Annotated in this window: 16 protein-coding genes; 12 read left to right on the top strand and 4 right to left on the bottom strand. The window is 71.0% G+C overall.

Annotation, left to right across the window (positions count from 1 at the left end; translation table 11 throughout):
- Positions 1–18: 18 nt before the first annotated feature.
- Together OG607_RS12170 and OG607_RS12165 are read left to right on the top strand one after the other, a co-directional pair.
- Positions 19–4,617 carry a toxin glutamine deamidase domain-containing protein gene (locus OG607_RS12170; protein ID WP_405722426.1) on the top strand — a complete coding sequence of 1,533 codons (4,599 nt, stop codon included), beginning with the start codon at positions 19–21 and terminating at the stop codon, positions 4,615–4,617.
- Positions 4,618–4,668: 51 nt separating this feature from the next.
- The gene (locus OG607_RS12165) at positions 4,669–6,849 is read left to right on the top strand and encodes an SUKH-4 family immunity protein (protein ID WP_405722423.1); all 2,181 of its coding nucleotides are present in this window, start codon (positions 4,669–4,671) and stop codon (positions 6,847–6,849) included.
- A gap of 20 nt (positions 6,850–6,869) precedes the next feature.
- On the opposite strand, the gene OG607_RS12160 is transcribed toward OG607_RS12165, so the two are convergent.
- Positions 6,870–7,919 (bottom strand): hypothetical protein, encoded by a 1,050-nt coding sequence (locus OG607_RS12160; protein WP_405722421.1) that lies wholly within the window; start codon positions 7,917–7,919, stop codon positions 6,870–6,872.
- Positions 7,920–8,066: 147 nt separating this feature from the next.
- Here OG607_RS12160 and OG607_RS12155 point away from each other — a divergent pair, with 147 nt between their 5' ends.
- Complete coding sequence (locus OG607_RS12155) at positions 8,067–9,401, top strand: TerD family protein (RefSeq protein ID WP_405722420.1); 1,335 nt, start codon at positions 8,067–8,069, stop codon at positions 9,399–9,401.
- 3 nt (positions 9,402–9,404) lie between these two features.
- On the opposite strand, the gene OG607_RS12150 is transcribed toward OG607_RS12155, so the two are convergent.
- Positions 9,405–10,247 carry a pentapeptide repeat-containing protein gene (locus tag OG607_RS12150; RefSeq protein WP_405722418.1) on the bottom strand — a complete coding sequence of 281 codons (843 nt, stop codon included), beginning with the start codon at positions 10,245–10,247 and terminating at the stop codon, positions 9,405–9,407.
- 121 nt (positions 10,248–10,368) lie between these two features.
- Here OG607_RS12150 and OG607_RS12145 point away from each other — a divergent pair, with 121 nt between their 5' ends.
- The gene (locus OG607_RS12145; protein WP_405722417.1) at positions 10,369–10,959 is read left to right on the top strand and encodes a WXG100 family type VII secretion target; all 591 of its coding nucleotides are present in this window, start codon (positions 10,369–10,371) and stop codon (positions 10,957–10,959) included.
- An 82-nt stretch (positions 10,960–11,041) separates the two neighbouring features.
- Here the strand turns inward: OG607_RS12145 and eccCa are convergent, their stop codons facing one another.
- Positions 11,042–14,986, bottom strand: a complete 3,945-nt coding sequence (eccCa, locus tag OG607_RS12140; protein WP_405722415.1) for a type VII secretion protein EccCa — start codon at positions 14,984–14,986, stop codon at positions 11,042–11,044.
- Positions 14,987–15,259: 273 nt separating this feature from the next.
- Between eccCa and eccD the strand changes: the two genes are divergently transcribed.
- From eccD to OG607_RS12110, 6 genes are all read left to right on the top strand, one after another.
- Positions 15,260–16,744, top strand: coding sequence for a type VII secretion integral membrane protein EccD (eccD, locus tag OG607_RS12135; RefSeq protein ID WP_405722413.1), 1,485 nt, complete (start codon positions 15,260–15,262; stop codon positions 16,742–16,744).
- A 299-nt stretch (positions 16,745–17,043) separates the two neighbouring features.
- Positions 17,044–17,331, top strand: coding sequence for a 30S ribosomal protein S15 (gene rpsO / locus OG607_RS12130; protein WP_329311744.1), 288 nt, complete (start codon positions 17,044–17,046; stop codon positions 17,329–17,331).
- Between the two features lie 304 nt (positions 17,332–17,635).
- Complete coding sequence (locus OG607_RS12125) at positions 17,636–19,852, top strand: polyribonucleotide nucleotidyltransferase (protein WP_405722411.1); 2,217 nt, start codon at positions 17,636–17,638, stop codon at positions 19,850–19,852.
- Positions 19,849–21,228, top strand: coding sequence for a M16 family metallopeptidase (locus OG607_RS12120; protein ID WP_405722409.1), 1,380 nt, complete (start codon positions 19,849–19,851; stop codon positions 21,226–21,228). The genes OG607_RS12125 and OG607_RS12120 overlap by 4 nt, the downstream gene beginning before the upstream one ends.
- 16 nt (positions 21,229–21,244) lie before the next feature.
- Positions 21,245–22,000, top strand: coding sequence for a 4-hydroxy-tetrahydrodipicolinate reductase (gene dapB, locus OG607_RS12115; RefSeq protein ID WP_405722408.1), 756 nt, complete (start codon positions 21,245–21,247; stop codon positions 21,998–22,000).
- A gap of 5 nt (positions 22,001–22,005) precedes the next feature.
- Entirely contained in the window at positions 22,006–22,458 is a 453-nt protein-coding gene (locus tag OG607_RS12110; protein WP_405722406.1) for a hypothetical protein, read from the top strand.
- Between the two features lie 3 nt (positions 22,459–22,461).
- On the opposite strand, the gene OG607_RS12105 is transcribed toward OG607_RS12110, so the two are convergent.
- Entirely contained in the window at positions 22,462–22,992 is a 531-nt protein-coding gene (locus tag OG607_RS12105; protein ID WP_405722403.1) for a hypothetical protein, read from the bottom strand.
- Between the two features lie 171 nt (positions 22,993–23,163).
- On the opposite strand from OG607_RS12105, the gene thyX reads away from it, so the two are divergent.
- The gene (thyX, locus tag OG607_RS12100) at positions 23,164–23,901 is read left to right on the top strand and encodes an FAD-dependent thymidylate synthase (protein ID WP_405722401.1); all 738 of its coding nucleotides are present in this window, start codon (positions 23,164–23,166) and stop codon (positions 23,899–23,901) included.
- 169 nt (positions 23,902–24,070) lie between these two features.
- Positions 24,071–24,970 carry a 4-hydroxy-tetrahydrodipicolinate synthase gene (gene dapA / locus OG607_RS12095; RefSeq protein ID WP_405722400.1) on the top strand — a complete coding sequence of 300 codons (900 nt, stop codon included), beginning with the start codon at positions 24,071–24,073 and terminating at the stop codon, positions 24,968–24,970.
- The last annotated feature ends 83 nt before the right edge of the window (positions 24,971–25,053 follow it).

Below are 25,053 nucleotides of genomic sequence, written 5' to 3'. Positions count from 1 at the left end.
CCACGGGGGAGTTACCGCATGTCCATCATGCTGCCGGACTGGCTTGAGTGGGTCCTCAACGAGATGCTCGGCATGGACTGGCCGACGGCGGACGAGGACAAGCTCATCGAGTCCGCGGAGCACTGGCGGCAGTTCGCCCAGGACGTGCAGCAGCTCCAGTACGCGGGCGTCTCCTCGGCCGGCAACGTGATCTCCGAGAACTACGGCGACTCGATCGACGGCTTCAAGGGCACCTGGGACAAGTTCTCCGGGAACGGCTCCGGTTACCTGGACGACGCCCAGACGGTGGCCCTGGTCGTTGCCGGCGTACTGGACGCGGCGGCCGCCATCGTGATCGCGGGCAAGGCCGCGGTGATCGTGCAGTTGGCGATTCTGGCCGCGGAGATCATCGCGGCACAGGCGGCCGCACCCTTCACGTTCGGTCTGTCCGAACTCGGGGTGGCGGGGATGACGCAGGCGACGAGACTGATCGTGCGCCGGATCCTCAAGGAGCTCAAGGAAGCCCTGATCGAGGCGGTCGTCGAGGCGATGAAGGAGCCCGCGATCTCCGCCCTCGAAGCGATGATCACGGACCTGATCACCCAGTCCCTCAACGTCAACTTCGGCGCCCAGAAGAGCATCGACGTCGGCCAGACGGTCAAGACCGGCGCCGACGCGGCCGTCGAGCAGATCAAGAACACCCCGCAGACGATCGCCGAGGGCCTCCGGGACGGCCTGGGGGAGCGGGCCGGGCGCCACGTGCACAACGCGGCCGGCCACGGGTCGGACGGCGAGGGCGGCGACAGCGGTGACGGCGACAGCGGCAGTGCCGACAGCGGCAGCGCCGACGGGTCGGACTCCTCGTCGTCGAGCAGTTCGAATACGAGCCCGAACAACACGAGCCCGAATGCGAACGCGAGTCAGAACGGCAATTCGAGCCCGAGCCCGAGCTCGAACGCGAACACGGATACGAGTTCGAGCCCGAACAGCAACACCAACACGTCGCCGGACTCGACCCCGGGCAACAACGGCTCTTCGAACTCCTCGAACTCCTCCAGCCCGACCACCCCGGACTCGACGCCCACCACCACACCCGCAGGGTCGAACTCCCCGGACAGCTCCCCGACAGCGACACCGTCGCCCGCGGTCGCGAGCACCCCCGACAGCTACACCCCCAGCCCGTTCGATCCGCCGGCGGCAACGACAACGGCAGACCCAGGCACACCGACGCCGACCCCGAGCACCGGCAGCGGCGTAGCGTCGTCCCCCATCCAGCACAGCTCCTCCGGCGATTCGTTCTCCGGGCCCAACCCGACCACGTACACACCGGCTTCACACACCACGGGAGCGTCCGACTCCTCCAACGTGCGTACGGTCTCCGACAGCTTCACCGGGCCCGACCTCAGCCAGACCTACACCCCCACCCACCAGAGCCCGGACCCCGGCTCCACCAGCCACACATCCTCGTCGCCCGCCTCCGGCATGCCCTCCAGCCCCAACCTGGACAGTGCCGGCCCCGCCACCTCCCGGCCCACCACCACCGCCACGAGCGCACCGACGACAACCCCCGCAGGCAGTACCCCGGTCAGCAGCCCGAACGTGACGTCCGCGGGCACCCCCTCCCCGTCGTCGTCCCCCTCGACGCCGCCCCGGACGCCTGCCCCGGCGAGTAACCCGGTCACCGGCCCCAACCCGACCGGCGGCTCCAACACCGGTACGGGCACGGGCACGCCGAGCCGGAGCACGCCACCGAGTGCGACGCCGACGACGACCCCCGGCACAAGCCCGAGCACGAGCCCGGGTACGCCGAACCGGGACACCTCCCCGGCGGCGACGCCGACCACGACGACGAGCGCGGCCACGACCACCAGCCCGAACCCGACCGGCGGCACCAACACGCCGACCGGGAACACGACGCCGAACACGACGCCGAGTACCACCCCGGGCACGAGCCCGAGTGGGAGCCCCGGCACGCCTTCTCCGACGTCGTCCTCGACACCGACGCGTACCCCCACCCCGGCGAGCAACCCGGTCACCGGCGCGAACCCGAGCGGGAACACGACGCCGAGCACGCCGAGCACGCCGACCCGGGCGACGACGCCGGTCACGACGCCGACGGCCACCCCCAGCCCGAGCACGAGCCCGAGCAGCTCCCCGGCCTCGACGCCCAGCACTACCCCGAGCACCACCCCCAGCAACGGCACCGGCTCCAACTCGGGCGCGAGTACGAGCACGACCACCCCGCCGAACCCCAGCGGCACCCCGGGCCGAAACGCCCCGCCGAGCGCAACGCCCGCGCCCGGCACGACCCCCGCACCCGGCACGACTCCCACGCCGGGGACTCCGCAGACCCCGTCCGCGCAGACCCCGTCTGCGCAGCCTCCGGCCCAGCAGTCGCCGCCGAACCCGTCGAGCCCGCCGAACTCGCAGACCGCTCCGGCCTCGCAAAACCCGTCGAACCCGGCCAACTCGCAGAGCCAGCACACCGTCCCGCCCCCCGTCCACCTCCACGCCAGCATCCCGGCGCAGAACACGGGCGGCCACCCGCAGCAGAACCAGCCCGCCGGCACCCCGCAAGGGCCCCCGCGCCCGGCCTCCGACTCGCGCCCGTACGACCAGCCCGGCGGCGTCGAAGGCCCGCGTCCCGACGACCAGGACAACCTGGAAGCCGTCGTCCCCAAGGACGAGAACGGCGACCCGGTCCGCCACCCCGATCCCAACGACGGGACCTGGACGCAGAACATCAACGGCACCGACCCCAGCGAGCCGGGCCGCAACAACAACTGCGTCGACACCGCCCTGTCCACCGTCGACACGTACTCCGGCAACCCGACCGCCGCAGCCTCGCGCACCCCCGACACCGACGCCGACGGCAACCCCTCCGACCGGGGCGAGACCGGCGGCCGGGACCGTATCGAGGACACCCTCGGCGCGAAGTTCTCCGACATGGGCAACGGCAAGGACGCCTTCACCAACCTGGAATCGACCCTCCGCGACTCCGGCCACGGCTCGCAGGCCGTCATCATCACCTCCGATGCCAACGGCCGCGCCCACGCCTGGAACGCCGTCAACCACAACGGCGAGATCACCTACATCGACTCCCAGACCGGCCAGCGCTCCAACACCCCCCTCCACAACGGCGACAACGGCGTCTTCGCCATCCCCCTCGACCCCGACCGTCGCCCCGTCAGCCCCTCCTCTCCCACCCCGTCCGCCGGAACCAACCGGCCCGCCGACAGCCGTCCCGCGACCACCGACCGCCGTCCGGACGCCACTCCGGCCGGCGGCCCGAAGCGCAAGGAACCGGACGATACGTCCACGGACGGGGACAGCAGTCAGGACGGCCAGGACACCGGCGAGCCCAGCAGGAAGAAACGCCACACGGAGCAGGACGCGGACGGCGACATCACGATGGCCGACCCGCCGTCGCAAGCGCCTCCGCGTGACAGCGACAACGGCACGACCACGGACGGCGGGACCGACCCGGACTCGGACGGCCTGTCGGACCGTGACGCCGATGGCGAGACGGACCCCGGTGACGACCTGACGGACCGTGACGCGGACGGCGACACGGACAACGAGGACGACGCCGACTCCGGGCAGCCCCATCGGGAAGGGAAGGACGAGCTTCGCGACGGCCTTCCGCCGGACGCCGGCCAGTCAAGGGTCCGCGTAAGCAATCCCGTACAGCGGATCGAGGACCACACCAACCTCGACAACCACATGCGGCAGTGGGCCCAGGACGGCAGCTTCGCCCACGTGCTGTCGGTTGCGGCCGGCGATGCCGCGAACCCCGGCACGCACCCGGACCGGCCGACCACCTTCACGGCCGATCAGCTGGGAACGGCCCTGCCGGGCTTCAACAACCTCAGCCAGGGCGAGCGGCTGGCCGTCGTCGCCACGCTGGGGCGGATGAGCCACACCTTCCACCAGGAGTACGGGGTCACCTCGCACCCGCATCGGACCGACGCCACCTCCGAGGGCGCCCGGCTGCATCACAACCGCGGGAAGAACGATCTCTCGGGGCTGCTCAAGACCGTGACCGGGGCCGATCCGCAAGGCAACATCACCAAGCACACCCCGGACCTGACAGGCCGCAACTACGCGGTCGTCGAGGTTTCCGGCCCCCATGGCACCGAGTTCATCGTGGACTCGTCGTATCCCTCTCCCTCATCGGGCGGGGTATCCGGGAAGCACTCCGAGCAGGCGCTGCTCGACTGGGTGAACGAGGTGAACAAGGAGGCGCGGGCGTCCGGCAGGCAGGAGTACACCCCGCAGGCGCTGTACACCGAGCGGGAACCCTGCGGCACCAAGAAGGGCGGGAAGGGCAAGGGCAACTGCGCCGACCTCATCCACAACAACCTCAAGGGCATCCCGGTCCACTACAGCACGACGTACCGGATCGACAAGGATGCGGTCGACGCGAGGAACAAGATGAGAAACGACCTCTACAAGGAAGAGCGCAAGAATCTCCCCAAGGGCGAGCGGAAGCTGCCCAAGGACGTGAGGGACGCCGTCAACGACCGGGTCGACCAGGCGCATCCGCTCTCCGCGGCCGAGGCGGAGATGGAGCGGCAGATGCAGGCCCGCGTAGACTTCACCGAAGAGGTGTGGCGCACCGTCGCGCCGCAGTTGTAGCCCGCAACCGGCAATCCGACGGTCCGCGTACGGAAGGACTCCAAGGACTACATGGATCTCCCCGAAGCCGCGTACGAGCCGGTGCCCGCGCAGGCAGCAGTCGCACGGCTGCTCGCGTGGCGGAGCGAGGACCGCGACCGGTGGGTGGCGGAGGTGGCCGGAGCCCCCGGCTCGGGGCGCAGCGAGATCCTGCTGCGCACGGCGGAGGCGCTGCCCGGATCGGTGACCGTGGACGCCACCGGTCTGACGGCGGAGGAGATCCTGGCCCGGGTGCTGAGCGCCGCCGGACTGCCGCAGGACCGGCTCCGGCGGGCGAACTGGGGACCCGCCCTTGCGAAATCCGGCCTCGGCGACGGCCCGGTCGTCATCCTGAACGCCCACAGGGCTGGCGCCACCCGCCGGTCCTCGCAGCCCGGCCGGGTCGTCCGTGAGCTGGCCGACGGCCTCGTGCGGCAGGGCCGCGTCAAAGTGATCGTGGAGACCGAGCCGGGCGAGCGCCGCCGTACGGACCGGCTGGCGCTCCTGGTGACACCAGAGAACGGCACCGGGACCCCGGAGGAGGATCCACTGTCGGCCCCGGATGCGGCCGTCCGCGTTCTGGCTCTCGCCGAACCGCGTCCGGTACCGCTCACGGTCTGGCGGGCTCTGCTCCGCGCCGCCGACGGTCCCGACCTGCCCGAGCGGGAGCTGGCCGAGCTGGCCCGCCGCTCGCCACGGAGTTTGGCACTCGACGGTGAGCTGGTCCGCTTCGGCGACGAACGTGACGCCGGGCGGCTGCGCACGGCGTACGCGCCCGATGAGGCCCGCCGCATCCACGACCGTCTGCTGACCTGGCTGCTGGAAGCCGCCGGAGCCTGGGAACACCCGGCGGGCTGGGCCGCCGCGGGACCGGCCGGCCGGTACGCCGCGCACGGCCTGGCGATGCACGCCGTCCAGGCGGGGCGCTTCGACGCCGTGCAGCGGGACGGCAAGGTGGTGGCGCAGCTCGACCAGGTGGCCCTCCTTGACGCGGCGGCCTGTCACTACCGCGAGGCCGCACTGGCCATGGACACCGAGACCGCCTCGGGTGACGCCGCGAACCTCTGGCTCAGCGGCGTGGACTCCCTCGGTCAGGGCGAATGGGCCTCCTGGCTCCACCTGATGAGCACCGCCCGCGGCGACCACGCCCTGGCGCAGGACATTGAACTCTCCGGCCTCGCCCTGCCCTGGCGCACCCGCTGGACGCGCTGGCGGCCACCCGGCGGAGTCCGGGCCGGATACCTGCGGCCCGGCGCCGTCCAGAAGGTCTCGCTCACTCCCGTGCCCGGCCGCAAGGCCGTCGTCTCCGAGGGCATGTGGGACACACGTTTCCATCTCTGGGACGCCCGCACCGGCGAACTGCTCGCCGGCCCGTGGCCCGGCGCCGTCCCGGAACCGGGCCAGGCGCAGCCGCAATGGCCCGTCGGCGAGGCCACCGGCGCCACGCAGCCCTGGGTGCAACTGACCGCGTACGGCAATGTGGAGCCGGCCTTTCTGACCGCCGCAGTCCGCTTCGACGACATGGTCGTCCAGGCCGGGATGGGCGGGCTCTTCGCGATCGAGCCCGCTGATCCGTCCCGTTTCCAGGAGATCGTTCCCATCCACGGCGAGCCGTTCCTCGCCGACTTCGGGACGGCGGTCGAAGCGACCCCGCAGACCTGGAGCACCCCGGATCCGGACGTCCTCACCACCGTCTTCGGGGCCGGCGCGGTCCGGCGCGTACCGGAGCCGGACCTGCCCGACGGGCTCCGCGACGCAGAGGCCCGCCGGGTGCTGGCCGAGATCGGCCTGCCCGCCTTCACAGGGGCGGAGATGTCACTGCCCCCGGCCGACGAGCTGGACTGGGCCGAGCTGACCCTCGACGACCTCTGGGGTGACGCCGACGAGGACGTCATCCCCGATTCCGCCGGTGACGGCCCGTACTTCCGGCTCGGCATCTGGATGGGCGGCGCGATCGTCCTCGACGGCGAGGAGGGAAGGGTCTACCGCGCGCCGGCGGACGAGTACGACGACCATGACCCCCTGGTCGCCGCCGGCCTCGGCACGTTCCTCGCGATGCTGCAGAGCTATGTGCCGCTCCGCTGCCTGCTCACCATGGCTTCCAGCCGGGCCGAGCGGGACGAGCTCAGGGAACAGATCGAGACCGAGCTGGACTGGGTCGACGAGGAAGGGGCGGTGTCCAGCGTCTGGACGAGCGCCCTCCAGGACGAGTGACCGGGCGACGACCCGATCCGTCAGCCCCAGTCCTCGTCGTCCCCGTCGTCCCCGCGCATGTGGCGCCAGTCCGCGAAGTCACTGATGGCCTGCTGCGCCAGTTCCGCGGCCTGCTTCGGGCACGTCCACTGCCCGAGGGTGAAGGGGCCGCCGGGAGCGTCGAACTCATCGGCGGCGTAGGTGGCGTTGAGGGCGGTGATGGTGCCGTCCACTCCGCCGGCGTGGTGGGCCGCGGCCCAGGGGTGGGTCTCACCGTCGTGGGCGCAGGGGGCGTCGAGTGGGGTGAGGTCGACCGTCCTGACCGCGGCTTCCAGTTCGCGGAAGAAGGTTGTCGGCATGCCCTCGTGCCACGCGAAGACGCAGGCGCACATGGCGAGGTAGAGGCCGAGTCGGTCATCGGCGGCGCCTTCGCCCGCAATCCAGCGCCGGGCGGCCCACAGGCCGGCTTCCGCCGATTCCTGGTCGCTCCTCCACCGCTGGACGATGGCGCGGGTGAGCGCCGGGAAGTCGACCCGGCCGTCCTCGGGCCGCACATATCTTGCGTCGAGATGCCCGGTCTCCCGCTCGCCGAAAAGATCCTCGTACCCTGACCGGAGCTGCCCGATCGCCTCGTCGGCCAGCTGCCCCAGGAACGCCGGGCAGAGCCAGACCTTCAGCGGGGTGTCGTCCATGAACCGCTCGTCCTCGTCCTGCTCGTAGGCCGCCCTGCCGCCCGGACTCAGCAGATACGCGCCCACGGTGACGGCGTGCTCCAGCGCGTTGCCGAAATCGGGGTGCGGATGCTCGCAGGCGGCGGCGTCGTCGAGGTCCGGCAGACCGGACCGGGCGGCCACGAGCGCCTCGGTCATCCTCTGCAGCACCTTGCCCGAGCCGATACGGCCGGAAGAGGCGTACCAGCAGGTCGCGTTGAGAATGATGACCAGCCCGCCCCGCTCGTCGCCGTGCGGATCGCCGGCGAGTCGCTCCGCGCAGTCGTCGAGCGTCGCGGCGGGATCGCAGTAGGGGTAGTCACTGACGATCGAACGGAGGTCGGCTGCCAGTTCGACGTCGTGGGGATCAGGATCGTTCATGATCCAGGTGACGTCCGGGCGGTCCGGGCAGTTCCCGGCGGACCCGGGTGGGAGGGTGCGGCAGGCAGCTTGCGACCCGATGCTGCGCGCGCGGGCGACGGCGGGGAGGATGGGCGGTAGAGACCGCCGCTTACAGGGGAAGTGCTGATGCTGATTCAGAAGGGCATGAACGTGCCGGTGCCCGCGCCGGTCGTGCGCGTGGAGCTCGGCTGGGGCACGGGCCCCGGCGTGCCGGATGCCGACGCGTCGGCGCTGCTGCTGGCGGGCGGGAAGGTGCGCTCGGACGCGGACTTCGTGTTCTACAACCAGCCGTCGGACGCCTCGGGCGCGGTACGCCATGAGGGCAAGGCCCCGTCGCCGGCGGGCGGGATCACGGACGCGCTGACCGTCGACCTGGCACGGCTGGAGCCCGCCGTGGAGACGGTGGTGCTGGCGGCCTCGGCGGACGGCGGGAGCTTCGGGCAGGTGCCGGGGCTGCATGTGCGGGTCCTGGACGCGGGGAGCGGGGCGGAGATCGCGCGGTTCGACAGCGCGGACGCCACGGTGGAGACGGCGTTCGTGCTGGGGGAGCTGTACCGCAGGCAGGGCGCGTGGAAGTTCCGGGCGGTCGGGCAGGGATACGAGAGCGGGCTGGCCGGCCTGGCGACGGACTTCGGCATCACGGTGGAGGACGAGCCCCCGGTGCCCCCGCCCGCGCAGCCCGCGGTGCCCGCCCCGTACTCCCCGCCCGCCCCGCCCGCGATGCCGGCCGGCCCGCCGCCGCCCATGCCGATGGCCCCGCCTCCGCCGCCGCCACCAGGGCCCCCGGCCGCGCCCGTCAGCCTCAGCAAGATCACGCTGACCAAGCACGCGCCCTCCGTCTCGCTCACCAAGCAGGGCGGCACCTCCGGCGCGATGCGGGTCAACCTCAACTGGCAGTCCGCCCAGCAGTCCCGCCCCGGCTCCTCCGGCGGCGGCTGGATGCGCAAGCTCGCCAAGGTGGCGGGACCCGCGGCGCCGCCGCCCACGACGGACCTCGACCTGTGCGCGCTGTGGGAGCTGAACGACGGCCGCAAGGGCATCGTGCAGGCCGTCGGCGGCAACTTCGGCTCGCTGGACGGGATTCCGTACATCCATCTCGACGGTGACGACCGCACCGGCGCGGTCGCGACCGGCGAGAACCTCACCGTCAACCTCGACCATGCCGCCGAGTTCCGCAGGATCCTGATCTTCGTGATCATCTACCAGGGCAGCGGCGGCTTCGCGGGCCTGCACGCCACCGTCACCCTCCAGCCGCAGTTCGGCGCGCCGGTCGACTTCTCGCTCGACGAGTGCACCGTGCCCGCCCGGGTCTGCGCACTCGCGCTCATCACCAATCACGGCGGCGATCTGGTCGTGCAGCGCGAGTCCCGCTATCTGCCGCCGCAGCCGGGGATCAGCATGCAGCAGACGGCGGACATGGCGTACGGGTGGGGCCTGCAGTGGCACCCGGCCCGCAAGTGACGATCACCAGTGCGCCGGGCGGGTGAGCCCCGGCGGCAGCCTGGTGTCCGCGTCGCCCTTGGCGGCGTTGAGCTGGGACTGGGTGACGAAGACGGCTCCGGTGAGATCGGCGCCGCGCAGGTCGGCATCGCGCAGGTCGGCGCCGATCAGATCGGCCGTCCGCAGATCCGCGCCGCGCAGGTCGGCCGCGATGAGGCGGGCCCCGCGCAGGCTGGCGCCCCGCAGGTTCGCACCGCGCAGCCGGGCTCCGATGAGGTCGGCTCCGCGGTGGTTCCGCCTGTGGCCCGGGACGGCTGCCCGTACGAGTTCGCTCGCGCGCACCAGCGACTCGTTGACCTCGTGGCGGAGCGCCGCCATGTCCAGCCCGGTGAGCGCCTCGGGGCTGCTGCGCGTGTGGCGGTCCAGCTCGTCGCGCGCGCTGCGCAGGGCGCCGTGAACCGGGGCGGCCGGCGGCAGCGCGAGCGCTTCGGTGACGTACCGGAGCAGCTCGTGCAGCATGCGCATGACGGGGAAGACGTCGAACATCTGCCGCGCTGTGTCCGGGGCCTGCCGCCAGTCCTTGCCGCCGAAGGTGATCTGGGAGACCTTCTGGCCCGCGCCGAAGCAGTCGAAGACCGTGCAGCCGGAGAAACCGCGCTCGCGCAGACGGGTGTGGATGCCGCAGCGGAAGTCGGCCTGCAGATTCCCGCACGGCTTCCCGGCGGCCTTGTCGACCGCGAAGTCGGCGGAGGCGGCGAAAGGCAGCGCGACACAGCACAGCCCGAAGCAGTTGGAGCAATCGGCCTGGAGTTCTTTCGCGTCGGTCACCCGGCCGATTGTCCGGTACGCCGTGTGCGGACTGCGCATGGGCCTTGTGGATGCCGCTTCACAGCATGCGCGTGACGTGCGAGCGTGGCCTACGACAAGCTGATGATCGACGACACGATCGACGACACGATTGACCACACGGGGACGAACGGGGAGCGCGGTGACCGCGGAAGCGCTGCGGGAAGCGGCAAAGAGCTGGCGGGCCATGGGGAAACACCTGGAAGGGATCACCCAGGACCTGGACCAGCGGGTGCGCGACACCCGCGAGACCCACTGGCGGGGGCCGGCCGCCGACGCCTTCGGCGAGCAGTGGACCCGCCTGAAAGGCTCTGTGGACGAGGCGGTCCCGGTCTTCGAGCTGGCCGCCGCAGGCCTGGACGACGCGGCGGACCGGGCGGACCGGGCGGAGCGCACCGACGCGGCCGACACCGGCGGCGATGAGGCGGCACCGGCGGCCGACAACACCCAGCTCATCATGCAGATCGCCTACGCGGGGAACATGCTGAGCCAGCTCGGCGCGCAGCTCGGCGGCAGCCGGAAGAAGCAGGGCTCCGGACGCGGCAGGCCGTCGGCGCCGACGGGCCCGCTGCCCGCCGCCGAAGGCGCCCACCTGCCGAACGGCGTGATCGGCGTCCCCGTGGCCACCGTGCCCGCCAAGGAGAAACCCAGCGGCGGCCTCGGCATCGCCGCCGGGGCGCGTACGCCCGCACCCGGCGGGCCCGACACCGCGGGTTTCGGCGCGTTCGGCTGACCGAGCCCGGGCCCAGGCCCCGAAACGAAACCGAGAGCGGCGGCGCCCACCGGGCACCGCCGCTCTCGGCTTCGTTCAACCGTCAGTTCGTCGGCAGCCAGCCGGTCTGCACCAGCTGCGCGCCCTTCTTGCGGGTCACGAACTGACCGCGGCCCTGCGGCATCCGTGCGGCCTTCGTACTGCCGACCAGCGGCCCTTCCTGCGGGTCGCCAGACATGATGAGCGCCTGCGCGCCCAGCTCCTTCATACGCTGCATGACAGGCTCGAACGACGCCCGCGACGCGCCCTGCGAGCTGCGCGCCAGGATCAGCCGCAGCCCCAGGTCACGCGCGAACGGCAGGTACTCCAGCAGCGGCTGCAGCGGGTTGCCGCTGCTCGTGGCGACCAGGTCGTAGTCGTCGACGATGACGAAGGCGTCCGGCAGGTCGTACCAGGACCGGTTGCGCAGCTGGTCCGGCGTGACGTCCGGGCCGGGCATACGCCGGCCCATCGAGCCGGCCAGCCCGGTGATGACCTCCTGCAGGGACGGCGCCGCGGCGCAGTACTTGTACAGGTGGCTGTCGGGGACCTCGCCCAGCAGCGCGCGCCGGTAGTCGGAGACGACCAGGAGCGCCTTCTCGGCCGGGTAGCGCTCCGCGATCTGCTTGGAGAGCAGCCGCAGCAGCGAGGACTTACCCGACTCGCTCTCGCCGTAGATGATGAACAGCGGGTCGGTCTCGAAATCGATGAACGCGGGCTGCAGCGTGGTCTCGTCCACGCCGAAGGCGATACCGCGCTCCGGGTAGTCGTTGCCCTTGGGCAGCTCGCTGACCAGCAGCCGGGTCGGCAGCATCCGCACGGGCGGGGCCGGGGGGCCCTGCCAGTGCTCGGAGACCGTCTGGACCAGGTGCGCCATGCCGTCGCCGAGCGAGTCGGTTTCGCTCACGCCGTCCAGGCGCGGCAGGCCGGCCAGGAAGTTGAGCTTCTCCGGTGACAGACCGCGGCCCGGCATGCCCGCGGGCACCGCCTCGGCCTTCTTGCGGTCGAACTCAGACTCCATCGCGTCGCCGAGCCGCAGCTCGACCCGGTTCAGCAGCTGGTCGCGCAGCGCGGGCCGGACCTCGGTGTAGCGGGAGGCGCCGAGCACCAGGTGGATGCCGAAGCCGAGGCCGCGGGCGGCGATGTCCAGGATCACCGGGTCCAGCAGCTCGTAGTCGGTCTTGAAGGTGCCCCAGCCGTCGATGATCAGGAAGACATCGCCCCAGGCCTGGTCCGGGTAGGCACCGGCCGCCCGGCGCTGCCGGTAGGTGTTGATGGAGTCGATGTTGTTGGCCCGGAAGAACTCCTCGCGGGCGTTCAGGATGCCGGTGACCTCGGCGACCGTACGGCGGATCTTCTCCGCGTCCAGCCGGGAGGCGACGCCGCCGACATGCGGCAGACCCTCGAAGGCCAGCATGCCGCCGCCGCCGAAGTCCAGGCAGTAGAACTGCACCTCGACCGGGGTGTGGGTCAGCGCGAAGCCCGCGATCATCGTCCGGATCAGCGTCGACTTGCCCGACTGCGGACCGCCGACCACCAGCCCGTGACCCGCCGAACCCGAGAAGTCCAGGTACATCACGTCCCGGCGCTGCTCGAACGGCTTGTCCACGATCGCCACCGGCACCACCAGCTTGCCCAGCAGCGGGTACTCCGGCGCGTGCGCGCCCCGCTCCGGGGTCGCGGCCAGCGCAGGCAGCAGCTGGTTCACCGTCGGCGACTCCGACAGCGGCGGCAGCCACACCTGGTGCGCGGGCGGGCCCTGGCCCTGCATGCGCTGCACGATGACATCGAGCACCGTGTCGGCCAGCGCGTCGTCGGTCTGCGGGACCTCCGGCTCGTAGTCCGCCGGCTCCTCGATCATCCGCATCTCGACCGGCGCCGCCGTGAAGGGCACCGGCAGCCGGTCCGTCCGGCTCCCGCCGACCCGGCCCCCGCCACCGCCCGGCCGGTAGGCACCGGAGACGTACGCCGCCTTGAACTGCACCATCGTCTCGGTGTCGTACTTCAGGATGCCCGAGCCCGGCACATTGGGCAGGTGGTACGCGTCCGGGACACCGATCGCCGTACGCGACTCGGCCGCCGAGAAGGTGCGCAGACCCAGCCGGTAGGACAGGAAGGTGTCCAGGCCGCGCAGCTTGCCCTCCTCCAGGCGCTGCGAGGCGAGCAGCATGTGCACACCCATGGAACGGCCGATCCGGCCGATCTGGATGAACATGTCGATGAAGTCCGGCCGCGCGGTGAGCAGTTCGGAGAACTCGTCCAGCACCATCACCAGCGAGGGCAGCGGCTCCAGCGCGGCGCCGGCCGCACGCGCCTTCTCGTAGTCCGTGATGTTGGCGTAGTTGCCCGCCGTACGCAGCAGTTCCTGACGGCGCTGCAGCTCACCGGTGATCGAGTCGCGCATGCGGTCGACCATCGTCAGGTCGTCGGCGAGGTTGGTGATGACCGCCGCCACGTGAGGCATCTCCGACATGCCGGCGAAGGTCGCGCCGCCCTTGAAGTCGGCGAGGATGAAGTTGAGCGTCTCCGAGGAGTGCGTCACCGCCAGCGCGAGCACCAGCGTGCGCAGCACCTCGGACTTGCCGGAGCCGGTCGCGCCGACGCACAGGCCGTGCGGGCCCATACCGGCCTGCGAGGCCTCCTTGATGTCGAGCATGACGGGCTGGCCGTCCTTGTCGACACCGATCGGCACCCGCAGCCGCTCCGGCAGCGAGCGCGGCCGCCAGGTGCGGGACACGTCCACCGCGCCGGCGTCGCCGATACCCATCAGGTCGGTGAAGTCCAGGTTGCCCAGCAGCGGGTCGTCGCCGTCCGCCGAGCCCATCCGCAGCGGCGCGAGCTGACGGGCCAGCGCCTCGGCCTCCGCCACCGACAGCACGTCCGGCACGCCTGTGTAGACCGCGCCGCTCGCCGACTCCAGCCGCAGCCGGCCCGGGTAGACCTCCACCGCCAGGCTGCTGCGCATCTCGTCCAGGTCGCCGGGGACGACCTCCAGGATCGTGACGCCCTGCAGGCCCTCCGCGCCGGCGATGACCGAGTCCTCCGGGACCCCGCCGCCGTCGAGCACGATGACGATGTGCGGCACGTCCAGGACCGGCGGCGCCTGCGTGTTGAAGCGGCCGCGCCCGTCCAGGACGTCCGCGATCAGCTCCTCGACCTCCATCAGGTCACCGACGATGAGCCGCTTCGTACCGGCCCCGTCGTGCGTGGTGTCCTGCGCGTGCGGCAGCCACTTCACCCACTCCCACTCCGGGAGCGCGCCGGGCGCGGCGACCACCGCGACCAGCAGGTCCTCCGGCGACTGCAGCGCCACCAGCTGGGCGATCATCGCGCGCGAAGCGCCGTACACCGTCTCCGGATCGCCGGAGACCGTCAGGTGGTAGAAGGCCCGCAGCGACACCGCGAGCGGCAGGTTCTCTATCGAGCCGTGGGAGCTGAGGAACTGCTTCATCGCGTGCGCGGTCAGCGGCTCCAGCTCATCGACCGGAGCGGTCTCCGGAGCCGCCAGCGGAGTCGCCAGCTGCTGCGGACCGAGGCCGAGCCGAACCTGTGCGAAATCTCCATCGGTGGCCCGCCGTTCCCACACGCGGCGGCCCTCGGCGACGAGCGACCACAGCTGGTCCGGGCTCGGGTGCAGGTAGAACTGGGCGTCGCGCTGCTTGCGCGCGGTACGCCGCACCTGACGCCGCGTCTGGGACAGGTACTTCAGGTAGTCGGTGCGCTCCTGGGCCATCTGCCCCGAAGGCCCCTGCCGCGCCTTGATGATCTGGGCGATCGCCATCGCCAGCGTCGAGGCGACCATCAGACCGCCCATGATCTTCATGAACGGCTGCCCGCCGACGAAGAAGAAGGCCGCCGAACTGCCCATACCCAGCATGGGCAGCAGGTTCATCAGGAGGCCCTGGTCCTCCTGGCGCGGCAGCTCCGGCGGCGGTTCGAGGCGTACCTCCTCACCGCTGACATCGGGCGGCAGGGCCCGAGGCGGGCGCTTGACGATGACCACGCTCACCGAGGCACCAGTCCTTCACGCAAATCGCAGAGAGATAGGGCCGCCCCCGTTTTTGACGGTCCCCCCGGCCAATTCACTTGCCGTTGGCGCTGGCGACGATCCTACTGACAGGCGTCAACCCAAGGGCCGGGTGGGGCAAGTGAGAAACCAGCGGTACGCTAACGCACCGCCGCCCTACCGCTGTACGCCGAGCTGTACGCCGACGCGTACGGCGGGCCATGCGGCGGCCAGCCCACCCACCACACCAGACGACGGGGGAAACGCCAGGTGAGCATGACCGCAGCGACCGGCTTCTGCAGGGTCACAGTCGCCGCGCCGGAGGCACGGATCGACGTCGCCCTGCCCGAGGATGTCGCACTCGTCGACCTCTACCCGGAGATACTGCGGCTCTCCGGCCAGTCCCAGCCCGAAGGCGCCCCCACCGGCTACCACTTGGTACGCCGCGACGGCACCGTCCTGGACGCAGGCCGCTCGCTCGCTGAGCAGCGCATCCTGGACGGCGACCTGCTTCTGCTGCGCCCCTTCGCCCAGTCACTGCCCTCGGCGGTCTACGACGACGTCTCCGACGCCATCGCCTCGGCCGTCAGCCGCGACCGCCGCCGCTGGACCGACGACCTGATGCAGGCCGCGGGCCTCACCGCCGGTGTGCTGCTGCTGGTCATGATGGCCTTCGCGCTGTGGTTCGCGAACCCCGTCAGCCGCGACATGCACAGCCTCCCCGGCGTCATCGCCGGCGCCACCGGCATCCTGCTGCTCGCGCTGGCCGCCGTGCGGGCCCGGGTCTACGACGACCGCGCGTCCTCCATCGCGCTCGGCCTGGCCGCCCTGCCCCACCTGCTGCTGGCCGGCTCCGGCATCTTCCCGGTCGACCGGCACGAGGGCCCCGGGCGGCTGCACTTCCTGGTCGGCTGCGTGGTCGTGCTGATCGCCTCCGTACTGCTGGTCGGACTGCTGCCGCAGGGTGACTCGCCCTTCGTCGCCGCCGCCTTCCTCGCGGTGATCGGCACGGTGGCCACTTTCGCCGCCGTCCTGACCGACGCCGCCGTCCGCGAGGTCGCCGCCGTCACCGTCGTCGCCGCGATCGCCGTCGTCGCCTGGCTGCCGTCGCTGTCCGCGCGATTCGCCCGGCTGCCCATCGGCTTCCGCTCGCCCGACCAGATCGCCAAGGGCCGCGACTGGGGCAACGGCGGTGCCGGCTCCGCCCCCGGCAGCCGGATGCCCGAGGACGAGGCCGTCGACTTCGAGCGCATCGGCGCCCAGGCCCGCCGCGGTCACGAACTGCTCCTCGGCCTCGTCGCCGGCTGCTCCGCCGTCGTCGTCGGCTCGGCCGGTGTCGTCCTCGGCTTCTCCGACAACTCCTGGGCCCAGGCCCTGGCCCTGGCCGCCGGTGTCGCCACCATGCTCCGGGCGCGGCTCTTCCACTACACCTCGCAGGTCGTCTGCCTGCTGGTCGCCGGAATCCTCACCCTCATGGGCCTCATCCTCGGCCTGGCCCTCAACCCGCCGACCGCCGCCCTCCTGGCCTTCCTCCAGGGCGACGGTTCCCAGCTCGACATCCGCACCGTCTGGTTCGCCGGCAGCATCGCCGCCGGCGCCGCCCTCCTCGTCGCCGTCGGCCTCATCATCCCCCGCAAGGGCGTCTCGCCCTTCTGGGGTCGCCTGCTCGACATCTTCGACGCGACCGTGCTGCTGTCTCTGATCCCGCTGGCCCTGGCCGTCCTGGACGTCTACTCGATGGCCCGCGGCATGACGAGCTAGGGCCTGTCCGGTCGATCTTGGTCGGATAGGCCGCGACGCCTGGCGCGGCACCTCGCGGCGTTGCCGGAGCGCCCTCAGGAAACCACCCTGAGGGCGCTCCGGCGCCTTGCGATGCACCACACCAGACGCCGCGGCCTATCCGACCAAGATCGACCGGACAGACCCTAGGACCCCGGGGGAGCTGGTAAAGAGGGCCATCCGGCGCTGGTACGCTGGGTGACGCCTCCCGAGTCATCGAAGACTCCCCTGTGACCTAGACCAGGGGCGCTCGGAGGGCGCTCAGACATCAAGGAGTCCGTATGCCGCTCGACATCGCGACGAAGAAGCAGATCATCGCCGAGTTCGGCCAGAAGGAGGGCGACACCGGCTCCCCCGAGGTGCAGGTGGCCATGCTTTCCCGCCGCATCTCGGACCTGACCGAGCACCTCAAGACCCACAAGCACGACCACCACTCCCGTCGTGGTCTGCTGATCCTGGTCGGCCAGCGCCGCCGTCTGCTGCAGTACCTGGCCAAGAAGGACATCCAGCGCTTCCGTGCCCTCGTCGAGCGCCTCGGCATCCGCCGCGGCGCGGCGGGCGCCCGCTAAGACGCCATGAAGGGAGCGGTTCCCGACCCGGGAGCCGCTCCCTTCGCGTACGTACACGTACACGGACCGGACCACCCGCAGCGCGTCATATGTGCGCAAGCTTTGTAGTCTGGTGCCATAACCGAATAACGCATGAGGAGGAGCGTCCTCTGACATCGCCACATGAGCCGGTCCTCGGTAGTGGCCCCCGGGCGGACAATCCCGGTGGCTTCGATCGAAGACCGGCCCCGGCAGGCAGGACGCCCTCCAACCGACGGTCCTGCGGGAAACGCCCGCGAGGACACGAACGAGGAGAAACTCCATAGTGGAGAACGAGACCCACTACGCCGAAGCCGTGATCGACAACGGTTCCTTCGGCACCCGCACCATCCGCTTCGAGACGGGCCGCCTGGCCCGTCAGGCCGCCGGCTCCGCCGTGGCCTACCTGGACGACGACACCATGGTGCTGTCGGCCACCACCGCTTCCAAGCACCCCAAGGAAAACCTCGACTTCTTCCCCCTCACGGTGGACGTCGAGGAGCGCATGTACGCAGCCGGCCGGATCCCCGGCTCGTTCTTCCGCCGCGAGGGCCGCCCGTCCGAGGACGCGATCCTCACCTGTCGCCTGATCGACCGCCCGCTGCGCCCGTCCTTCAAGAAGGGCCTGCGCAACGAGATCCAGGTCGTCGCCACGATCATGGCGCTCAACCCGGACCACCTGTACGACGTGGTCGCGATCAACGCCGCGTCCGCCTCCACCCAGCTCGCGGGCCTGCCCTTCTCCGGCCCGATCGGCGGCGTCCGCGTCGCGCTGATCAACGGCCAGTGGGTGGCCTTCCCGACCCACTCCGAGCTGGAGAACGCGGTCTTCGACATGGTCGTCGCCGGCCGTGTGCTCGAAGACGGCGATGTCGCGATCATGATGGTCGAGGCCGAGGCCACCGCCCAGACGATCAAGCTCGTCGAAGGCGGCGCCGAGGCGCCGACCGAGGAGGTCGTGGCCGCAGGCCTCGACGCCTCCAAGCCCTTCATCAAGGTCCTGTGCCGCGCGCAGGCCGACCTCGCCGCCAAGGCCGCCAAGCCCACCGGCGAGTTCCCGGTCTTCCTGGACTACCAGGACGACGTCTTCGAGGCGCTGCAGAACGCGGTCACCGACGAGCTCGCCCAGGCGCTGACGATCCCCGGCAAGCAGGCCCGCGAGGCCGAGCTGGACCGCGTCAAGGGTCTGGCCGCCGAGAAGCTGCTCCCGCAGTTCGAGGGCCGCGAGAAGGAGATCTCCGCCGCGTACCGCTCGCTGACCAAGAAGCTGGTCCGTGAGCGCGTCATCAAGGACAAGGTCCGCATCGACGGCCGCGGCGTCACGGACATCCGTACGCTGGCCGCCGAGGTCGAGGCCATCCCGCGCGTGCACGGCTCCGCGCTGTTCGAGCGTGGCGAGACCCAGATCCTGGGCGTCACCACCCTCAACATGCTCCGCATGGAGCAGCAGCTGGACACGCTGGCGCCCGAGACGCGCAAGCGCTACATGCACAACTACAACTTCCCGCCGTACTCCGTCGGCGAGACCGGCCGCGTGGGCTCGCCCAAGCGCCGCGAGATCGGCCACGGCGCGCTCGCCGAGCGGGCGATCCTCCCGGTCCTGCCGACCCGCGAGGAGTTCCCCTACGCGATCCGCCAGGTCTCCGAGGCGCTGGGCTCCAACGGCTCCACCTCGATGGGCTCGGTCTGCGCGTCCACGATGTCGCTGCTGAACGCCGGTGTGCCCCTCAAGGCCCCGGTCGCCGGTATCGCCATGGGCCTGATCTCCCAGGAGATCGACGGCCAGACGCACTACGTGGCGCTGACCGACATCCTCGGCGCCGAGGACGCGTTCGGCGACATGGACTTCAAGGTCGCCGGCACCAAGGGCTTCGTCACCGCCCTGCAGCTGGACACCAAGCTCGACGGCATCCCCGCGTCGGTCCTGGCCGCGGCCCTCAAGCAGGCCCGCGACGCCCGTCTGCACATCCTCGACGTGATGATGGAGGCCATCGACTCCCCGGACGAGATGTCCCCGAACGCGCCGCGCATCATCACCATCAAGATCCCGGTGGACAAGATCGGTGAGGTCATCGGCCCCAAGGGCAAGATGATCAACCAGATCCAGGAGGACACCGGCGCCGACATCACGATCGAGGACGACGGCACCATCTACATCGGTGCCGCCGACGGCCCGGCCGCCGAGGCCGCCCGTGCCACGATCAACGGCATCGCCAACCCGACGATGCCCGAGGTCGGCGAGCGCTACCTGGGCACGGTCGTCAAGACCACGACCTTCGGTGCCTTCGTCTCCCTGCTCCCGGGCAAGGACGGTCTGCTGCACATCTCGCAGATCCGCAAGCTGGCCGGCGGCAAGCGCGTCGAGAACGTCGAGGACGTTCTCGCCGTGGGCTCCAAGGTCCAGGTCGAGATCGCCGAGATCGACCAGCGCGGCAAGCTCTCGCTGATCCCGGTCATCGAGGGCGAAGACGCCGCCGACGACAAGGACGAGCAGACCTCGTGACGACGAGCTCAGCCCGTGTGACGGCCCGCCCCTCCACCAAGGGGCGGGCCGTCCGCACGCAGACCCTCCTCCCCGGCACCATCGACGGCATCGGCACCGTACGGCGCAGCGTCCTGCCCGGCGGCCTGCGCGTCGTCACCGAGACGCTGCCCACCGTGCGCTCCGCCACCTTCGGCATCTGGGCCGCCGTCGGCTCCCGCGACGAGACCCCGACCCTCAACGGGGCCACGCACTACCTGGAGCACCTGCTCTTCAAGGGCACCAGCCGGCGCAGCGCCCTGGAGATCTCCTCGGTGATCGACGCCGTCGGCGGCGAGATGAACGCCTTCACCGCCAAGGAGTACACGTGCTACTACGCACGCGTACTCGACAACGACCTGCCGCTCGCCATCGACGTGGTCTGCGACATGCTCACCGGCTCCCTCATCCGCCAGGAGGACATCGACGCCGAGCGCGGCGTCGTCCTCGAAGAGATCGCGATGACCGAGGACGACCCCGGCGACCAGGTCCACGACCTCTTCGCCACCTCCCTCCTCGGCGACTCCCCCCTGGGCCGCCCGGTCCTCGGCACCGTCGACACCATCAACGCCCTCACCCGCGACCAGGTCGCCCGCTTCTACAAGAAGCACTACGACCCCACCCGCCTCGTCGTGGCCGCCGCCGGCAACATCGACCACGCCACCGTCGTACGCCGCGTGCGCAAGGCCTTCGAGGACGCCGGCGCCCTGCGCGACCCGGACGCCACCCCGCTGCCCCCGCGCACCGGCGCCCGTACGATCCGCAGCGCCGGCCGCGTGGAACTGCTGGAACGCCGCACCGAGCAGGCCCATGTCGTCCTCGGCATGCCCGGCCTGTCCCGGCACGACGACCGCCGCTGGGCGCTCGGCGTGCTCAACACGGCGCTGGGCGGCGGCATGAGCTCACGGCTCTTCCAGGAGGTACGGGAGAAGCGCGGGCTGGCCTACAGCGTGTACTCGTACACCTCGTCCTTCGCCGACACCGGCCTGTTCGGCGTCTACGCGGGCTGCCAGCCCAAGCGCGTCGACGAGGTCCTCAAGATCTGCCGCGACGAGCTCAACCAGGTCGCCGAGCACGGCCTGAGCGACGAGGAGCTCAGCCGGGCCATCGGCCAGTTCTCCGGTTCCACGGTGCTCAGCCTGGAGGACACCGGCGCGCTGATGAACCGGATCGGCAAGAGCGAGCTGTGCTGGGGCGAGCAGATGTCGGTCGACGCCACCCTGGAGCGGATCGCCGCCGTCACCCCGGAGGAAGTGCGCGCGGTCGCCCGCGATGTACTGGGGCAGCGGCCCTCGCTGGCCGTCATCGGCCCGCTGAAGGAGAAGCAGGCCGCCCGCCTGAACGAAGCAGTCGCATAAAGAAAGCGAGGACGACGTGAGCGAGCCGCTCCGCGTTGGAGTCATCGGCGCCCGTGGGCGCATGGGCACCGAGGCCGTCAAGGCCATCGAGGCCGCCCCCGACCTGGAGCTGGCGGCAGCCATCGGCAGCGCCGACAAGCTGGAGGCGCTGGCCGAGGCCGGCGCCCAGGTCGCCGTCGAGCTGACCAACCCCGGCGCCGTCATGGGCAACCTCGACTTCTGCCTCCGGCACGGCATCCACGCCGTCGTCGGCACCACCGGCTGGACCGACGAGCGCCTCGCCACTCTGCGCGGCTGGCTCGCCGACTCACCCGGCACGGGTGTCCTCATCGCCCCCAATTTCGGCATCGGCGCCGTCCTCACCATGCGCTTCGCGCAGCAGGCGGCCCGCTTCTTCGAGTCCGTCGAGGTCGTCGAGCTCCACCACCCCGACAAGCACGACGCCCCCAGCGGCACCGCCGTCCGCACCGCCCAGCTCATCGCGAGCGCCCGCCGGGCCGCCGGCCTCGGCGACCAGCCGGACGCCACCAGCACCGCCCTGCCGGGCGCCCGCGGCGCCGACGTGGACGGCGTCCCGGTGCACGCCGTACGGCTGCGCGGCCTCATCGCCCACCAGGAGGTCCTCTTCGGCGACGCCGGGGAGATCTTCACCCTGCGCCACGACTCCATGAACCGCTCGTCCTTCATGCCCGGCGTGCTGCTCGGCGTACGACGCGTGGTCTCCACCCCGGGCCTGACCTTCGGCCTGGAACACTTCATGGACCTGGACTGAGCCGCATGCGCGCGAAACTGACCTACTTCACCCTGGCCGCCGTCCTGGTCGTCTACTTCGCCCTGGTCGGCACCCGCGGCATCTGGCTCATCGAGGACGGCCGCCCGGTCACCGTCGCCTTCGGCGTCGCCGTCCTCGTCCTGCCCCTGCTGGGCCTGTGGTTCCTCTGGCAGACCACATCCTTCGCCCGCAACGCCAACCGCCTCGCCAAGGAGCTCGAAGCCGAAGGCGGCCTCCCCGTAGACGAGCTCGAACGCACCCCCTCCGGCCGCGTCGTCCGCGACTCCGCCGACGCCGTCTTCGCCCGCCGCCGCGCCGAGACCGAGGCCGCCCCCGACGACTGGCGCTCCTGGTTCCGCCTAGCCATCGCCTACTTCGACGCCCGCGACACCCCGCGCGCCCGCAAAGCCATGCAGCGCGCGATCGCGCTGCACGACGGCAAACCGGTGCGCGCTTAGGGCCTAACGAAGCGCCGCGGCCCACGCCTCTATGGCGTCGGCCGCCTGGTCGAACGCTTCCGTACGGTGCCAGAAATCCGCGTTGTGGTCGGTCAGCAGCGGCCGCAGCGGGTCCCCGTTCGACCGCGTCACGACCACCGCCTGCCCCATCACCGTCCTGGGCAGCCCAAGCACCTTCACCGGCTGCTGCGCCGTGCGCACCGACCCGACCCGGTCCCACGGCACCGTCACCGTGTAGAACAGCCCCACCTGGCGCAGCCCGCGCCCGCTCACCCAGAAGCCCACCCGCAGTATCCGCAGCGCGCACACCACCAGCAGCGCCGTGATCCCCAGACAGGTGCCGGCCCCGTGCGTGTTGCCCGCGATCCCCATGATCCCGGCCGCCACCAGCAGATACCCCACGAAGACCAGGGCCATCGCGGCCATCGCCACGCGCAGCGGCCCGGGCCGGTACGTACGCATCCAGGTGTCCCGCGAGGCATACGGGAGGGCTTCGTCTTGGGCGCCGTCCGAGGCGAGGAAAGGCAGAGACACGGCTCGGTTCCTATCAGGGCAGGGGATCGCTCTGAGCGGTGAGGCTATCTGTCCGCTGTGGCAGGAGCCAGCCTGGACATGGTCCAGGCGCCGATTTGCCCTGTGTGCGGCGATGTCAGTGCCAGGCCATAGGCTTGTCGCCGCCCCAATCCTCCAGAGGAAGGACCTCCGGTGACCGACACCACCACCGAGACGGCTGTCCACTTCCGCAGTGACGTGACCGTCGAGCTGGTCAAGCACAGCGCCGCCGACTCGGACGTGCTGTGGGCGGCCCGCGTATCCACGGCCGGAGAGCTGTCCCTGGAAGAGCTGGCCAAGGACCCCGAGCGGTCGAAAGGCCTGATCAACTACCTGATGCGGGACCGCCACGGCAGCCCCTTCGAGCACAACTCCATGACCTTCTTCATCAGCGCCCCGATCCTGGTCTTCCGCGAGTTCATGCGCCACCGGGTCGGCTGGAGCTACAACGAGGAGAGCGGCCGGTACCGCGAGCTGGAGCCGGTCTTCTACGTCCCCGGCCAGGACCGCAAGCTCGTCCAGCAGGGCCGCCCCGGCAAGTACGAGTTCGTGGACGGCACCCCCGAGCAGCACAAGGCGACGGCCACCGCCATGGAGGCCTCCTACCGGCAGTCGTACGAGGCGTACCAGGAGATGCTCGCTGCCGGCGTCGCCCGCGAGGTCGCCCGCTCGGTGCTCCCCGTCGGCCTCTTCTCGTCGATGTACGCCACCTGCAACGCCCGCTCGCTGATGCACTTCCTCGGCCTGCGCACCCAGCACGAGCTGGCCGCCGTGCCGTCCTTCCCCCAGCGGGAGATCGAGATGGTCGGCGAGAAGATGGAGGCACTGTGGGCGGGACTCATGCCGCTCACCCACGCCGCGTTCAACGCCAATGGCCGGATCGCGCCCTAGTCAGGGCACCGCTTGTGCGAAAAGCCCGAATTGCGGGTATTCGTAAAGTTCATCTAAGCTGCAGAAACGGATTCCGGTGCTGCCTGAACCCCCGAGCAGGCAGCACCGGAGTCCTCTTCGCAGGTCCCGAGGGGATGACCTCACCCGCGCACCGAGTAGCTTTGTACCCATGGCTCCGACCTCCACTCCGCAGACCCCCTTCGGGCGGGTCCTGACCGCAATGGTCACGCCGTTCACCCCGGACGGTGCTCTCGACCTCGATGGTGCCCAGCAGCTCGCCGCCCACCTCGTGGCCGCAGGCAACGACGGCCTGGTCGTCAACGGCACCACCGGCGAATCGCCGACCACCAGCGACGCGGAGAAATCGCAGCTCGTACGGGCCGTACTGGAGGCCGTCGGAGACCGCGCCTTCGTCATCGCCGGTGTCGGCACCAACGACACCCACCACAGCATCGAACTGGCCAGGCAGGCCGAGCAGGCCGGCGCCCACGGCCTGCTCACCGTGACGCCCTACTACAGCAAGCCCCCGCAAGAGGGCCTGTACCGGCACTTCACGGCCATCGCCGACGCCACCGCGCTGCCCGTCATGCTCTACGACATCCCCGGCCGCAGCGGCGTCCCCATCCAGACCGAGACTCTCGTCCGGCTCGCCGAGCACCCGCGCATCGTCGCCAACAAGGACGCCAAGGGCGACCTCGCCGCCGCGAGCTGGGCGATAAGCCGCAGCGGCCTCGCCTGGTACAGCGGCGACGACATGCTCAACCTGCCGCTGCTCTCCGTAGGCGCCGTAGGCTTTGTCTCGGTCGTCGGCCACCTCGTCTCGCCCGAGCTGCGCGCCCTCCTGGAGGCCCACCTCGCGGGCGACGTGGCCAAGGCCGCGGAGATCCACCAGCGGCTGCTCCCCGTCTTCACCGGCATGTTCCGTACGCAGGGAGTCATGACCACCAAGGCCGCGCTCGGCCTCCAGGGACTGCCCGCCGGACCGCTGCGTCTCCCGCTCGTGGAGCTCACCGACGAGGAGACGGCACAGCTGAAGAAGGATCTCGCCGCAGGCGGGGTACAGCTCTGACAACAGACTTCACAACTGAATACCGAAAGCACCAGAAACCAGAAATCACGCACGATATCGCGCGCGCCATGTGTTCCCCGACA

Source organism: Streptomyces sp. NBC_01537 (genome assembly GCF_045040445.1).
Taxonomy (GTDB): Bacteria; Actinomycetota; Actinomycetes; order Streptomycetales; family Streptomycetaceae; genus Actinacidiphila.
This window is presented reverse-complemented; position numbering and strand designations above follow the sequence as displayed.

Coding starts and splice junctions, on each gene's coding strand:
- OG607_RS12170 (WP_405722426.1), top strand. CDS start 19: ATGTCCATCATGCTGCCGGACTGGCTTGAGTGGGTCCTCAACGAGATG.
- OG607_RS12165 (WP_405722423.1), top strand. CDS start 4,669: ATGGATCTCCCCGAAGCCGCGTACGAGCCGGTGCCCGCGCAGGCAGCA.
- OG607_RS12160 (WP_405722421.1), bottom strand. CDS start 7,919: ATGAACGATCCTGATCCCCACGACGTCGAACTGGCAGCCGACCTCCGT.
- OG607_RS12155 (WP_405722420.1), top strand. CDS start 8,067: ATGCTGATTCAGAAGGGCATGAACGTGCCGGTGCCCGCGCCGGTCGTG.
- OG607_RS12150 (WP_405722418.1), bottom strand. CDS start 10,247: ATGCGCAGTCCGCACACGGCGTACCGGACAATCGGCCGGGTGACCGAC.
- eccD (WP_405722413.1), top strand. CDS start 15,260: ATGACCGCAGCGACCGGCTTCTGCAGGGTCACAGTCGCCGCGCCGGAG.
- rpsO (WP_329311744.1), top strand. CDS start 17,044: ATGCCGCTCGACATCGCGACGAAGAAGCAGATCATCGCCGAGTTCGGC.
- OG607_RS12110 (WP_405722406.1), top strand. CDS start 22,006: ATGCGCGCGAAACTGACCTACTTCACCCTGGCCGCCGTCCTGGTCGTC.
- dapA (WP_405722400.1), top strand. CDS start 24,071: ATGGCTCCGACCTCCACTCCGCAGACCCCCTTCGGGCGGGTCCTGACC.